General features: G+C 67.3%; 10 protein-coding genes. 7 read left to right on the plus strand and 3 right to left on the minus strand.

Going from position 1 to position 14,928, the window contains the following annotated elements:
• The first annotated feature begins 50 nt into the window (after positions 1-50).
• The gene (locus tag NFC98_RS10160; RefSeq protein ID WP_254274881.1) at positions 51-599 is read left to right on the plus strand and encodes a hypothetical protein; all 549 of its coding nucleotides are present in this window, start codon (positions 51-53) and stop codon (positions 597-599) included.
• A 46-nt stretch (positions 600-645) separates the two neighbouring features.
• On the plus strand, positions 646-1,806 hold the full coding sequence (locus tag NFC98_RS10165; RefSeq protein ID WP_254277825.1) for an MFS transporter: 1,161 nt from the start codon (positions 646-648) through the stop codon (positions 1,804-1,806).
• A gap of 3 nt (positions 1,807-1,809) precedes the next feature.
• On the opposite strand, the gene NFC98_RS10170 is transcribed toward NFC98_RS10165, so the two are convergent.
• Complete coding sequence (locus tag NFC98_RS10170; RefSeq protein WP_254274882.1) at positions 1,810-2,229, minus strand: thioesterase family protein; 420 nt, start codon at positions 2,227-2,229, stop codon at positions 1,810-1,812.
• Positions 2,230-2,423: 194 nt separating this feature from the next.
• On the opposite strand from NFC98_RS10170, the gene NFC98_RS10175 reads away from it, so the two are divergent.
• The 5 genes from NFC98_RS10175 (at position 2,424) to NFC98_RS10195 (ending at position 8,467) form a co-directional block, all read left to right on the plus strand.
• Positions 2,424-3,347 carry a recombination-associated protein RdgC gene (locus tag NFC98_RS10175; protein WP_254274883.1) on the plus strand — a complete coding sequence of 308 codons (924 nt, stop codon included), beginning with the start codon at positions 2,424-2,426 and terminating at the stop codon, positions 3,345-3,347.
• Positions 3,348-3,352: 5 nt separating this feature from the next.
• Positions 3,353-4,525 carry a 1-acyl-sn-glycerol-3-phosphate acyltransferase gene (locus NFC98_RS10180; RefSeq protein WP_254274884.1) on the plus strand — a complete coding sequence of 391 codons (1,173 nt, stop codon included), beginning with the start codon at positions 3,353-3,355 and terminating at the stop codon, positions 4,523-4,525.
• Positions 4,526-4,543: 18 nt separating this feature from the next.
• On the plus strand, positions 4,544-5,728 hold the full coding sequence (locus tag NFC98_RS10185; protein ID WP_254274885.1) for a cation diffusion facilitator family transporter: 1,185 nt from the start codon (positions 4,544-4,546) through the stop codon (positions 5,726-5,728).
• Positions 5,729-5,830: 102 nt separating this feature from the next.
• Entirely contained in the window at positions 5,831-6,538 is a 708-nt protein-coding gene (locus NFC98_RS10190; RefSeq protein WP_254274886.1) for a transglutaminase-like cysteine peptidase, read from the plus strand.
• Positions 6,539-6,547: 9 nt separating this feature from the next.
• Positions 6,548-8,467: an EAL domain-containing protein gene (locus NFC98_RS10195; RefSeq protein ID WP_254274887.1), complete on the plus strand. Its 1,920-nt coding sequence runs from the start codon at positions 6,548-6,550 to the stop codon at positions 8,465-8,467.
• Positions 8,468-8,720: 253 nt separating this feature from the next.
• On the opposite strand, the gene NFC98_RS10200 is transcribed toward NFC98_RS10195, so the two are convergent.
• On the minus strand, positions 8,721-9,059 hold the full coding sequence (locus NFC98_RS10200) for a tryptophan synthase subunit beta like protein (protein ID WP_254274888.1): 339 nt from the start codon (positions 9,057-9,059) through the stop codon (positions 8,721-8,723).
• A gap of 124 nt (positions 9,060-9,183) precedes the next feature.
• Positions 9,184-14,874 (minus strand): retention module-containing protein, encoded by a 5,691-nt coding sequence (locus tag NFC98_RS10205; protein WP_254274889.1) that lies wholly within the window; start codon positions 14,872-14,874, stop codon positions 9,184-9,186.
• Between the last annotated feature and the right edge of the window lie 54 nt (positions 14,875-14,928).

Raw genomic sequence — 14,928 nt, forward strand, 5'->3', positions numbered from 1 at the left:
GGAATATGCGAATGTAGCCCGCTCCTATCGACGAGTGATGCGACACCACCATGTTGAAGCGACTGCTGGGCAAGACGCCCATCGACGTCTGGGTGATCAAGCAGGTCGACACCGACCTGCTCCACCTGTGTGGACGCGCCACCCTGGAGGCGAAGCCGAGCCGCAAGGCGGTACTGGCGGCGCTTGAGGGCGGTCACTTCTCGGGCCCCGTGAAGATGGCCACCGGCGGCGTGGTGCTGAATGCCCGCCTGTTTGCCGTCCTGGTGCCCGTCGAGGCGCTGCAGCTGCTGCCCGATGGCCAGGCCCGCTGGCAGGGACGCGACTGGAGCATTGCCCAGGTACCGCAGCGCTGCTGGACCTTCCAGGGCCGGCTCACCGTCCAGCCGAACCCCGCCGCAGGACCCCACGCCCTGGTGAGCAGCGAGGATGTCACCGACATCCGCCAGCGGGTGGAGGGAACCACGCCCCGGCGACCGGGCGAAGTGGTCTTCCGGGCCGAGAACGCCAACGAGGACGACCCGCTGCTGGCGCCGAAGCACGACCCCTCCCGGGGCCCGCGGCTCGGGGCCGGCCGGGAGTGGCGACGTGACGGCGACTGAGACTCCGCGAGCCGACCGTCGCGCGCTGCTCGTCTTCATCGGCCTGATGGTGCTGGTGGGGCTCAACCTGCGCCCCGCCCTCTCCAGCCTGGCCCCGGTGCTGACCCGCATCCAGCAGGACATGGGACTCTCGGCCCTGTCCATCGGGGCCCTCACCACCCTGCCGGTGCTCTGCCTCGGCCTCTTCGCCCCCCTGGCGCCCTGGCTGGCCAAGCGCCTGGGCCCCGAGAACACCCTCTCCGCCGCCCTGCTGCTGCTGGCCGGCGGTCTCCTGCTGCGCGGCATTCCTGCCACCCCGGCGCTGTTCATCGGCACCCTGATGGTCGGGGCGGCGATCGGCATTGCCGGCACCCTGCTCCCGGCCCTGGTCAAGCGCGAGCTGCCCGCCGGTGCGGACCTGATGACCGGCGTCTACACCATGGCGCTCTGCCTGGGGGGCGCCCTGGGCGCCGGGCTGAGCATTCCCCTGGCCGACGCCCTCGGTGGCTGGTCCTCCGGGCTGGCCAGCTGGTCCGCCCTGGCGGCCCTGGGCCTGGTGGCCTGGCTGACCCTGATGCCGCGCCATGACGGCGCCACCGCGCTGCCGGGCGGCGGCGGTTCCACCCGCGAACTGCTCGGCCAGCCGCTGGCCTGGCAGGTGATGCTGTTCATGGGCAGCCAGTCGTCGCTGGCCTACATCGTCTTCGGCTGGCTGCCCACCCTGCTGGTGGCGCGGGGCTACAGCGAGGCCGAGGCCGGCTGGATGATGGGGGCCTCGGTGATGGTGCAGCTGATCTCCGCGCTGTCGGCCCCCTGGCTGGCCAGGCTGGGCCGCGACCAGCGGCCGGCCCTGCTGATCGTGCTGGGCTGCGTCGGCGCGGGCTTCTGGCTGCTGCTGCAGGCTTCGGCGGCCTGGCGCTGGCCCGGGGTGGTGCTACTGGGACTGGGCCAGGGCGGCGGCTTCAGCCTGGCATTGACGCTGATCGTGCTGCGCACCGGCAACTCACGGCTGGCCGGCAAGCTGTCGGGAATCGCCCAGGGCGGGGGCTATACCCTGGCCGCCATGGGCCCGCTGGGCATCGGTGTGATGCTGCAGTTCGGGGTCGGCCTGCCCAGCGTCACCCTGGTGCTGCTGGGCATCGTCGCCACCAGCATGGGCTTCGCCCTGTTCGCTGGCCGCAATCGCCGGCTGGAGGTCGACGCGACAGGGCGCCTCGTCACCCGCTAGGCGCTAGGGAAGTACCAGCGGGGCCAGCAGGTCGCGCACCTCGCCCTCGATGGGGATCGCCTGATTGGCGGCCACGTCGAGCAGCACGAAGGTCAGGGTGGCGTCGCTGACCAGGGCGCCATCCCTGACGCGCCGGATCTCCTGGCGCATCCTGGCGCTGCGGGTGCCCAACTCGGCCAGCCGTGTCAGCACCTCGAGGTCATCGCCGGCCACCGCCGCATCGCGATAGTCGATGTTGAGGTTGACGGCCACGAAGGCCACGTCGCCTCGCTGCAGACGGCTTGCCGCCTCCGGGCGATCATCGAAGTAGCCCCAGCGCCCCTCCTCGAGGAACTCGAGATAGCGGGCGTTGTTGACGTGGCCGTAGCCGTCCAGGTGGTAGCCGCGCACGCGCAGGGTGGTGCGGGAGATGCGGGAGTCCATGCCATGCCTCCTTGTCGTGTGAGGGCCCGATTCTAGCCAGCCGACCGCCTGGCAATCAAACGATCGTTTCACCCCGAAATAGATCCCGCTGCCGATTGCCGTCTCGCCGGCACGCCAATGGAAGGGGCCGACACGCTGGTACGCCCGCCCCCCTTCGGGGATAATGGCGGTCCTTTTCGCTCGGGAAATGCTTCATGTGGTTCAAGCACTTGCACCTGTATCGCCTGCACGACGCACCGCAGCTGGACGCGGCCACCCTCGAGGAGGCCCTGGCCGAACACGCCGCTCGCCCCCTGGGCAGCCGTGATCCGCGCCGGATGGGCTGGACCGCCCCCGCCGGCCGCGCCGGCACCGCGCGGCTGCATGACCTGCAGGGCCAGCGGCTGATCAGCGCCCTGCGCCAGGAGCGCCTGCTGCCCGCCGCCGTGGTGCGCGAGGAGGTGGAAGAGCGCGCCGCCGAGGTGGAGGCGCGCGAAGGTCGCAAGCTGCGCCGCCAGGAGAAGATCACCCTGAAGGAGCAGGTGGTCGAGGAGCTGCTGCCCCGCGCCTTCGTGCGCAGCCAGAAGATCGACCTGTGGTGGGACACCCGCCGCGGGCTGATCGGCATTAACGCCAGCTCCCGCACCCGCGCCGAGGAGGTGCTGGACCTGCTGCGCGAGACCCTGGGCAGCCTCAAGGTCACGCCGCTGGCCAGCCAGACCCTGCCGGTCCGCGCCATGACCCAGTGGCTCACCGACCCCGGCTCGCGGCCCGCCGACCTGGTGCTGGGCGACCAGGTAGAGCTCAAGGCCAAGGGCGATGACGGCGTGCTGCGCGCCCGTCAGGTGGACCTGGACAGCGACGAGATCCAGCGGCTGCTGGAGAGCGGCCGCCAGGCCAGCAAGCTGGCCCTGGAACTCGAGGGACGGCTAAGCTTCGTGCTGCATGATGACCTGGCCCTGAAGTCCCTGCGCTTCGGCGACGCCCTGATCGAGGAGGCCAACCAGTCCGATGATGGCGACGACGCCCTCGTGCGGCTGGAGACCGATTTCGTGCTGATGGCCCAGGCCCTGGGCGAGAGCATCGAGCGCCTGATCGCCTGGCTGGGCGGTGAGGCCGGTACCGCGAGCAACGTGTGAGTTCCATGATCGAGAAACGACCCGACGCCTCCTCCACGGATCCCTGGGCGGAGATCCGCCCCTATCAGGATGACGAGGTCGCCGAGGTGCTGTCGCGCCTGGCCCACGACCCCGAGCTGCTGGACGCCCTGACCCGCTTCCGCCTGCCGCGGCTGTCGCGGTTCATGCCCAGCCTGTCGCGCACCCTGGCCAGCCTGGCGATCCGCCGCGAGGTGCGCGGCGTGGCCAGCGTCCACGACTTCCAGATGCGCATCGCCCACTACATGGAGCGGATGATCCGCACCACCACCGACGACTTCCGTGCCGACGGCCTGGAGGCGCTGGATGACGACACCGCCTACCTGTTCATCGGCAACCACCGCGACATTTCCCTGGACCCGGCCTTCGTCAACTATGCGCTCTACCTGGCCGGCCGGGCGACGGTGCGCATCGCCATCGGCGACAACCTGCTCAAGAAGCCCTATGTCACCGACCTGATGCGCCTCAACAAGAGCTTCATCGTGCCGCGCAGCGCCCGCGGCAAGCGCGCCATGCTGGCGGCCTACCAGCGGCTCTCCGGCTATATCCGCCACTCCATCACCGAGGACAACCACTCGATCTGGATGGCCCAGCGCGAGGGGCGCGCCAAGGATGGCATCGACCGCACCGACCCGGCCATCATCAAGATGATGACCATGTCGCGCCGCGCCGAGGACCGCGAGGTCGGCGTCGGCGAGGCCATCCGCGAGCTGCGCCTGGTGCCGGTGTCGATCAGCTACGAGTATGACCCCTGCGACGTGCAGAAGGCCCGTGAGCTCCACGCCCTGCATACCAGCGGCAACTACGAGAAGGGCCAGTTCGAGGACATCCAGTCCATCGTGGCGGGCATCACCGGCCACAAGGGCCGCGTCCGGCTGACGTTCGGCACGCCGCTGGCCGCCGACTTCGACGGCGCCGAGGCAGTGGCCGCCGAGATCGACCGCCAGGTGCTGGCCGGCTACCACCTCTTCCCCAGCCACTACCTGGCCCTGGAGGCCCTGGGCGATGCCCCGGAGCTGGTGGACCTGACCGGCGTCACCGACGCGGACCGCGCCCGTTTCCGGGCCCGGCTCCAGCAGGTACCGGCCGAACTGCGCGACTGGTGGCTGGCCCAGTACGCCAACCCGGTACGCAACAAGGCCGGACGGATCGGCGACTGACCCCACGACGAGGGCACCATGGGCCACTCCCACGCACACCAGCATCTCCCCCCGGACCGCGGCGCCCAGACCCGCGAGGCCCACAAGGTCACCCTGATCGGGGCGCTGGTCGACTTCGTGGTGGGCGTGGCCAAGATGGTCGCCGGCTTCATGGTCGGTTCGGCGGCCCTGGTGGCCGACGGCATCCACTCCTTCTCCGACATCCTCACCGATGTCTTCGTGCTGGCCGCCACCCACTTCGGCCGCCAGGCACCCGACAGCAACCACCCCTATGGCCACGGCCGCATCGAGACCCTGGCCACCCTGTGGCTGGGCAGCGTGCTGATCTTCGTGGCCGGGGGCATCGCCTGGGCCAGCGTGACGCGACTGATTGCGGGCGAGCCGATTCCCGCGCCCGGCCTCTGGGCCATCGGCATCGCCGTGATCGCCCTGGGGGCCAAGGAGTGGATCTTCCGCTACACCCTGCGCGTAGCCAGGCGAGTCAACTCCCGGCTGCTGGAGGCCAACGCCTGGCACTCCCGCTCCGATGCCCTCTCCACCGTGGTGGTGCTGGTCGGCCTGGTCGCCGCCCAGTTCGGCGCCGGCTGGATGGACGCGGTGGCCGCGGTCATCGTCGGCGTGATGGTCGGGCAGGTCGGAGGCCGGCTGCTGTGGGAGTCGAGCCAGGAGCTCATCGATACCGCCCTGCCCGGGGAGGAGCGCCGCGAGATGCAGGCGGTGGCCGAGCGGGTGCCCGGGGTCCGGGGGGTGCACGACCTGCGCACCCGCACCCTGGGCAGCCAGGCCCTGCTCGACCTGCACATCGTGGTGCCGCCGCGGGTGACGGTCTCCGAGGCCCACGAGATCGGCAACGCCGTGACCCGCCGGCTGCGCGAGGCCTTCCCCCGCCTGTCCGACGTCACCTTCCATATCGATCCCGAGGACGACTCGGGGGAGACGGAGCACAGCCTGCGCCCCGGCCTGCCGCTGCGCGGCGACGTGGAGGGGATGCTCGACGAGACCTGGCGCAACGTGCGCGTCTGGCATGCCCGCGTCGCCCTGGACCTGCACTACCTGGACAACCAGGTGGATGTCTCGATCTTCGTCAACGCACTGCCGCCTGGCCAGAGCCTGGACGAGGCCGCCGACGAGCTGCGCCGGGCCGCCCTGGCGCTTGGTTGGGTCGGCCGGCTACGCGTCTGGCAGGGGCCCGGCAAGGGATGAGCCCCTGATCTCTTCTCAGGAAGAGTGAGCGTCATAGGACATTCGCATTAGGCAGCGCCTGCGCCTAGAATTCAGCAAACGCCGATCTATCCGAGTTCCCGGATGCCACGACCGCCACCGCATCAACCCGTGTCGCCCGGCCGCCGCCGTTTCCTGGTGGGGCTGGGCGGCCTGCTGCTGGCGACCGGGCTGGGGCTGCGCCCGGGCCTCGTCGATGCCAACCTCGATCCCTCGCGCCTTCGCCAGAGCATGCAGCGCCGCTACGGCCAGGGCGGCCTCGCCGTGCTGGAGGAGTGGTTCGCGCTGCTCGACCGCCTGCGTGGCGCCGACCTGCAGACCCGGCTGCGCGAGGTCAACGCCTTCTTCAATCGCCGCGTGCGCTGGGTGGACGACATCGACAACTGGGGCCACGAGGACTTCTGGGCGACCCCCCTGGAGACCATGGGCCAGGGCCAGGGCGACTGCGAGGACTACTCCATCGCCAAGTATGTGACCCTGAAGCAGCTTGGCGTGCCCGGCCAGCAGCTGCGCATGATCTACGTGCGCGCGCGCATCGGCCGCAGCCAGATCACCCAGGCCCACATGGTGCTGGGCTACTACGAGACCCCCGGCGCCGAGCCGCTGATCCTCGACAACCTGGTGCCCTCGATCACGCCGGCCTCGCAGCGCACCGACCTCGACCCGCTGTTCAGCTTCAACAGCCAGGGCCTCTGGGCGGGGGGCAGCGAACAGTCCCGCGCCGACCCGCTGGCCCGGCTGTCGCGGTGGCGCAGCGTGATCGAGCGCATGCGCGAACAGGGATTCATCTAGGAGACGACCATGTCGCTAATCAAGCAGCTCTGGCTGACCATCGTGGTACTGCTGTTGCTGGCCTTCGGCGGCAGCCTGTTCATCGGCGTGAGCACCAGCCGCCACTACATCGAACAGGAAGTGCAGATCAAGAACGCCGACAACGCCAACGCCCTGGCGCTGTCGATGAGCCAGCTCGACAAGGACCCGGTGACCATCGGCCTGCTGATGGCGGCCCAGTTCGACACCGGCCACTACCGGCTGATCGAGCTGCGCGACCCCGAGGGCGAGATCATCGATCTGCGCGAGGGCAGCGAGCGGGTGGAGGATGTGCCCGGCTGGTTCGTCGACCTGGTGCGCTTCGAGGTCCCGCCCGGCCGCGCGGTGATCCAGGACGGCTGGCGGCAGTACGGCACCCTGGCCCTGCAGAGCCAGCACAGCTTCGCCTACCAGTCGCTGTGGCAGAGCACCCTGGCGCTGCTCGGCTGGTTCGCCCTGGCCGGGGCGATCAGCCTGCTGCTGGCCGCCTGGATCGTGCGCACCATCCGCCGGCCGCTGAAGGCGGTGGTCCAGCAGGCCCGGGATATCGGTGACCGGCGCTTCACCACCTCCGAGGAGCCCCGTACCCGCGAGCTCAAGGAGGTGGTCCAGGCCATGAACCAGCTCTCCGGCAGCGTGCGCGACATGCTGGGGCGCGAGAGCGAACGGCTCGACCAGCTGCGCCGCCGGCTGCAGCATGATGCCGTGACCGGCGTGCTCAACCGCGAGGCCTTCCTCGGCCAGCTGCGCAACGGGCTGGAGAGCAGCGGCCGCCAGGCCAGTGGCACCCTGGCGCTGGTGCGCCTGGCGCGGCTGGGCGAGATCAGCGAGCAGCTCGGCCACGCCGATACCGATGCCCTGCTCAAGTCCCTGGCCGACAGCCTCGACCAGCTGGGCAAGGTGCGCGGCGACGGCGTGGCCGGCCGGCTGGGCGGCGGCGACTTCGCCCTGCTGCTGCCCGGCAACCTCGACCCTGCGACGGTCGGCCGCGACATCACCCAGCGCCTCCAGCTCCTGAAGCAGGAGGAGTCACGCATGAGCCTGGGCCTGCCCTCGGCGCTGATCGCCTACTCCCAGGGCGATCGGGCCAACGCGCTGATGGCCAGCCTCGACGGGGCGCTGGCCACCGCCGAGAACCGTGGCGACCTCGCCCAGCTGATCGCCGAGGGCCCCGAGCGCCTGCCGCTGTTCACCAGCCACGCGGAGTGGCGCCGGGCCCTGGAGGACGCCATGCAGACCGGTGTCTACCTGGGCCGCTTCCCGGTGCTGGACGGCCAGGGCCGCCTGCTGCACCTGGAGTGCCCGTCACGGCTGCGCCTCAAGGGCGAGTGGCGAAACGCCGGGGTGTTCATGCCGTGGATCTCGCGGCTGGAGCTCGACGCGGCGCTGGACATGGCGGTGGCCCGGGCCACCCTCAAGGAAATCGCCCGCCACGGCAAGCCGCTGGGCATCAACCTCTCGCCGGCCTCGGTGCGCAACGCCCGCTTCGTGCTGGACCTGCGCGCGCTGATGCACAGCCAGCGGGAGGCCGCCGCCAAGCTGTGGCTCGAAGTGCCCGAGTCCATGGTCATCCACGACCTGGAGAGCTTCCGCAGCCTGTGCCGCGAGCTGCAGCCCTTCGGCTGCCGGCTGGGCCTGGAGCACGTCGGCCGCGAGTTCCGGCGCATCTCCGACCTTCAGGACCTGGGCCTGGCCTACCTCAAGATCGACGCTTCCCTGGTGCGCGGCGTGGACGCAAGCCCCGAGCAGCAGACCATCCTGCGCGGCATGGCCACACTCTGCCACTCCATCGGCATCCTGGCGATCGCCGAAGGCGTCGACAGCCTGCAGGAGTCGGAGCTGCTCTATGAACTCGGCATGGACGGCGTCACCGGGCCCGGCGTTCGCCAGCACGACCGCCCCGGCGGCTGAGAACCAGCCTCCACGACGAGAAGCGCCGCCTGGCCAGCAGCCAGGCGGCGCAGTTTCGGGTAGTGAGCTTGGTAGGCGGGAGACTGCGTCTTGCGACGGGAGGCCGAAGGCCTACCGGGTAGCCATGGCACACACAAATGACATAAAACGGGTTGGCAGTCGGAGAGCCACCAAGGGTTTAGGCTACTGGTGGGAGCTGGGCTCCGCCCGGCGATTGGCGCCGCAGGCGCCCTGGCGGAGGGCATCCACCCTCTCAGATCACCCCGCCCTCCTCGTCCTCGCCACTCACCAGGCGCAGGCCATTCAGGCGCCGGCGCAACGACTGGCGCTCCATCACCTTCTGCTGGGCGGGCTCGGGCAGGTCGGTGAAGCTGATCACCCCCTTGTCCATCAGCACCTCGATGACGTCCTCCAGCACCCGCACGAAGGCGAGATCCGAGGCCTGGAAGTGCGCCTGCCCCTTTCCCGTCTCGCCCTCCATCAGGAAGGCCAGCAGCTCCGGCGAATCCGCCGCCAGGAACTCCCGGCAGTCCGGCGTCGCCTCGCGACTGACCAGTTCGATGCGACCGTCGTCGTCGCGCTTGATGTACATGGATGACGCTCCTCGGGATCCTTTAGCTCCATGCTAGCCCAGGCGGGTCGGCCGTGCATGGAGATGGTATTACTGAATGAGAAGCGCCCGGCGTTGCCGGGCGCTTGGTGGGAGTGGAAAGGAATTACTCGATATCGAGCTGGCCTGATTCAATCAAGGATTGAAGGAACTGGCCGGAATCCATTTCCCCCATATCCACATTGCTCAGGACAATGACCTGGTCAGCACCGCTGATGGAGCCCTCTTCGACGCTCAATTCTCCGGCCGCACTGATATGCAGGATGGTATTGTCTCCATCCTCCACGGCATGCACGTAGCTGGAGAGGTCATCAGCGGACTCCATGTCCTGCAGGAGGTCAGAGAGTACGAGTTTGTCAGCTCCGTCACCATCGAGAGTAAAGTCGGTGACGGTGTCAGTAGCCACGCTGCCATCGGCGCCCTGGTCACCCAGGTGCCAGACGAAGACGTTGTTGCCGCCGCCACCGGTCAGCTCGTCGTCGCCCGCTCCACCGATGATGGTGTCGTTGCCCTCGCCACCGGTGATGGTGTCGTCGCCGGCACCGCCGTAGAGAATATCATCACCAATACCGCCGATAAGCTCATTATCGCTTTCGTCGCCAACCAGGATAACACCGTCAAGGTCCCCAGATGCATCCAGTATTTGGCCAGGCTCGGCATAGAAATCAATAACACCATCTTGCGTATCACCGTCACCATCAACGGCTTCAAAACCAACGTCGAATGGTAGACCCTCATCGATCAACTCAACGATCTGGGAGACACCGAAACCGGTAATCTGAGTACCACCACCTTGATTATGGAGAACGATCGAATCAAGGAAAAGTCCACTAGGCGCATCAAAAGTGAAAGTCTGGTCGATCAAGTCGCCTTGTAAGAAGCTACCAGCAACCTCCGTGCCATCGGAATAAGTCACGACATAGTCCATTGCAATTCCTGAAGTTGCAGAGAACTCGATGCTTGCAGAGGAGAAGAGGTCGGCACCACCACTGCTGCCGTCTAGGTCAAAATCAAAAGTAACATATTCACCATTGCTGAACGTAGGCGTACCGACACCAAAACCACTAGCATTGGAATTTATTTGGTCCGCATTCCCCCCCTGACCACCAATACCAGATATCTCGACGGCCCAAAGGGTATCAGTGCTCAACTCACGAGACAGAGTACCATCTTCCAGAATATAGACATTCGGCTCCGGGCCACCAGCATCGGAAAAATCACCAGCAGTGAAGTCCCGGATCTCTGTCGTCACCAGATCGATAGGCTGGAACTGCTCATAAACGTAACTGCCGTCAGGATTCCCGACTATCTGGAAGACATCGATTCGGTCCTCACCTTCTCCTACATATGCCAGCAGCGTGTTAGTGCCCACACCTTCATATTCAAGCGAAACACCTTCATATGAAAGACCAGTCGGCGCTTGCGTCCAAATGAGTTGCGCGCCTTCCTGATCTGCGCCCATCTGAACAGCAGTCCCTTCGAATGAGAAGCCGGCACTGTTCTGGAAGATAACATTTCGGATATCAGGTACAGGCTCATCATCAAAAATATTGATGGTCAGGGTGTTGGTCTGGGTGTTACCGAACTCATCGGTGGTGGTGTATTCGATGACGTCGGTGACCTCACCCTCGCTGTGATCCGCCGGGGCGGTCAGCGTGTAGCTGTAGCTGCCGTTGGCATTGATCACATAGGTGCCGTTATCGGTGCTGCCGCTGGCGGCCACCGCACTCCAGCCCTCGGCCAGGTCGAGATCCCCGCTGGCGGTGATGGTCTGGTCACCCACGTCGGTGCCGCCGTCCAGGCCGGCCTCGTACACGGTGGCACTGGTGTCGATCGGCTCGACGCTGCCGTCGACCACGCCCACGGTCAGCGTGGCGGTGGCCTGGTCACCGTCGGCGTCCTCAATGGTGTAAGTGAAGACGTCGCTGCCGGTGGCATTGGCGTTGGCCACATAGCTGAAGCTGCCGTCGGCATTCAGCGTCAGCGTGCCGTGGCTGCCCTCGATCGCGGTGCCGACATTACCGCTGACGGCTTCGCCGTCGCTGTCGCCCAGGGCGACGCCGACCACGGCGCCCCCTTCGGCGCGGCTGTCGGCGCCCAGCTGGTCGTTGTCCTTGACGTTGCCTTCGGCGGTGTCGCCGCTGGTCAGGTCCTCGACCACGTCGGCCACCGCGACAGGCGCGTCGTCGACGATGGTCACCGTCAGGGTGTTGGTCTGGGTGTTACCGAACTCATCGGTGGTGGTGTACTCGATGACGTCGGTGACCTCACCCTCACTGTGATCCGCCGGGGCGGTCAGCGTGTAGCTGTAGCTGCCGTTGGCATTGATCACGTAGCTGCCATTGGCGGTGGTGCCGTTGGTGGCCACCGCACTCCAGCCCTCGGCCAGGTCGAGATCCCCGCTGGCGGTGATGGTCTGGTCACCCACGTCGGTGCCGCCGTCCAGGCCGGCCTCGTACACGGTGGCACTGGTGTCGATCGGCTCGACGCTGCCGTCGACCACGCCCACGGTCAGCGTGGCGGTGGCCTGGTCACCGTCGGCGTCCTCAATGGTGTAAGTGAAGACGTCGCTGCCGGTGGCATTGGCGTTGGCCACATAGCTGAAGCTGCCGTCGGCATTCAGCGTCAGCGTGCCGTGGCTGCCCTCGATCGCGGTGCCGACATTACCGCTGACGGCTTCGCCGTCGCTGTCGCCCAGGGCGACGCCGACCACGGCGCCCCCTTCGGCGCGGCTGTCGGCGCCCAGCTGGTCGTTGTCCTTGACGTTGCCTTCGGCGGTGTCGCCGCTGGTCAGGTCCTCGACCACGTCGGCCACCGCGACAGGCGCGTCGTCGACGATGGTCACCGTCAGGGTGTTGGTCTGGGTGTTACCGAACTCATCGGTGGTGGTGTACTCGATGACGTCGGTGACCTCACCCTCACTGTGATCCGCCGGGGCGGTCAGCGTGTAGCTGTAGCTGCCGTTGGCATTGATCACATAGGTGCCGTTATCGGTGCTGCCGCTGGCGGCCACCGCACTCCAGCCCTCGGCCAGGTCGAGATCCCCGCTGGCGGTGATGGTCTGGTCACCCACGTCGGTGCCGCCGTCCAGGCCGGCCTCGTACACGGTGGCACTGGTGTCGATCGGCTCGACGCTGCCGTCGACCACGCCCACGGTCAGCGTGGCGGTGGCCTGGTCACCGTCGGCGTCCTCAATGGTGTAAGTGAAGACGTCGCTGCCGGTGGCATTGGCGTTGGCCACATAGCTGAAGCTGCCGTCGGCATTCAGCGTCAGCGTGCCGTGGCTGCCCTCGATCGCGGTGCCGACATTACCGCTGACGGCTTCGCCGTCGCTGTCGCCCAGGGCGACGCCGACCACGGCGCCCCCTTCGGCGCGGCTGTCGGCGCCCAGCTGGTCGTTGTCCTTGACGTTGCCTTCGGCGGTGTCGCCGCTGGTCAGGTCCTCGACCACGTCGGCCACCGCGACAGGCGCGTCGTCGACGATGGTCACCGTCAGGGTGTTGGTCTGGGTGTTACCGAACTCATCGGTGGTGGTGTACTCGATGACGTCGGTGACCTCACCCTCACTGTGATCCGCCGGGGCGGTCAGCGTGTAGCTGTAGCTGCCGTTGGCATTGATCACGTAGCTGCCATTGGCGGTGGTGCCGTTGGTGGCCACCGCACTCCAGCCCTCGGCCAGGTCGAGATCCCCGCTGGCGGTGATGGTCTGGTCACCCACGTCGGTGCCGCCGTCCAGGCCGGCCTCGTACACGGTGGCACTGGTGTCGATCGGCTCGACGGTGCCGTCGACCACATTTATCGTGAGAGTTGCCGTTGCTTGATTGCCATCACCGTCTTCGATGGTGTAGGTGAATACATCTACCCCAGAGGAAGTTTCAGAAGGCGGTACGGGCAGAGGGTTTAGATCTGGATTATCACCAAAATCAGGATTAAGAATCAGCTCAGAACTGGTATTAACTTGTTCAAAACCAGGCTCCTGACCAATGTTCACATTCGGATTGGCCACGTAGCTGAAGCTACCATCGGCATTCAGCGTCAGGGTGCCGTAGCTGCCCTCGATCGCGATGCCCACGTTACCGCTGACGGCGTCGCCGCCGCTGTCGCCCAGGGCAACGCCGACCACGGCGCCCCCTTCGGCGCGGCTGTCGGCGCCCAGCTGGTCGTTGTCCTTGACGTTGCCTTCGGCGGTGTCGCCGCTGGTCAGGCCCTCAACCACGTCGGCCACCGCCACCGGGGCGTCGTCGACAATGGTCACCGTCAGGGTGTTGGTCTGGGTGTTACCGAACTCATCGGTGGTGGTGTACTCGATGACATCGGTGACCTCACCCTCGCTGTGATCCGCCGGGGCGGTCAGCGTGTAGCTGTAGCTGCCGTTGGCATTGATCACGTAGCTGCCATTGGCGGTGGTGCCGTTGGTGGCCACCGCACTCCAGCCCTCGGCCAGGCCGAGATCCCCCGTGGCGGTGATGGTCTGGTCACCCACGTCGGTGCCGCCGTCCAGGCCGGCCTCGTACACGGTGGCACTGGTGTCGATCGGCTCGACGGTGCCGTCGACCACGCCCACGGTCAGCGTGGTAGTGGCCTGGTCGCCGTCGGCGTCCTCAATGGTGTAGGTGAAGACGTCGCTGCCGGTGGCATTGGCGTTGGCCACATAGCTGAAGCTGCCATCGGCGTTCAGCGTCAGGGTGCCGTAGTCACCTTCGAGCGACTCGCCCACCGTGCCCTGGGTCTCACCAAAGGCCACACTGACGACCGCTCCCCCTTCGGCGCGGCTGTCGGCGCCCAACTGGTCGTTGTCCTTGACGTTGCCTTCGGCGGTGTCGCCGCTGGTCAGGTCGTCGACCGCGTCGGCTACCGCTACCGGCGCGTCATCCAGCACCGCAACGGTCAGGTTAGCCGTGGCGGCGTCGCCATCGGTGTCTACCACAGTGACCGCGAAGACCTGATCGAGTGAGCTGTCGTCACCGGGCGCGGAATGGTCCTTGGCGCCGTTCAGGGTGTAGCTGTACTCGACGGTGTAGGTGCCGTCGCCGTTGTCGGTGTAGCCGGTGATCGCCAGCACGTTGCCGGCCTCGGTGGTGATGCTGGGCAGGCTCTGCAGCACGCCATTCTGGACGATGAAGGCGCCGCCCACGCTCAGGGTGGCGATGCCGTCCGGCGCGCTGACGTTGAAGCTGCCGGCCTGCACCAAGGCACCAGCATCGGGATTCGAACCGTTGGCCAGGTTGGCCTCGTCAACGGTCAAGTCCGCGCCGTCGAGGGTCAGACCGCTGATGCTGACGCCAAAGTCTTCCTCCTCTTCGGCTTCTGCCACGGCCAGCAGCGCGGGCTCATCTTCCGGAAACTCGCCCGCCCCGAGCTGCCCCATGCCGAAGTCGAAGTTCAGCGGCGAGACCTGCTCGGCGATACGCCCCAGCATCACGAAGCTGTGGCCGCCATCCGCGCCGCCACCCGGGCCGGCACCGGCCGCGGTGGCGTCGAGGTCGGCGAGCAGGTCGCCTTCGCCCTCGTCGATGGCCGCCAGCAGCGCCTCGAGATCCTCATCCAGGGCGCTAGCCTCCTCGGCGTCCACCGCCTGTTCCGGATCCAGCTCCGGCGTCATGGCGACCTGCTGGCCACCCTCGATGACGGTGGGATCCAGGGCGTCGCCGAAGTCGAGCTCCACCCGGCCATTGTCCGAGGTGACGAGGACTTCGCCCTCCTGCAGGGTGTCACCCACGCGGAGCTCGCGGAGGTTGCCGTCGGCGTCGCGCGCCCAGGCCTGGCCGGTGATGGCAGTAACGGTAGCGATGGTCATGATCAGACTCCCTGCATGAGGAACTTGCTGTTATTCGGACGAGACGGCATAGCG

The organism is Halomonas sp. 3H (genome assembly GCF_024206005.1).
In the GTDB taxonomy this organism is placed as follows: domain Bacteria; phylum Pseudomonadota; class Gammaproteobacteria; order Pseudomonadales; family Halomonadaceae; genus Halomonas; species Halomonas campaniensis.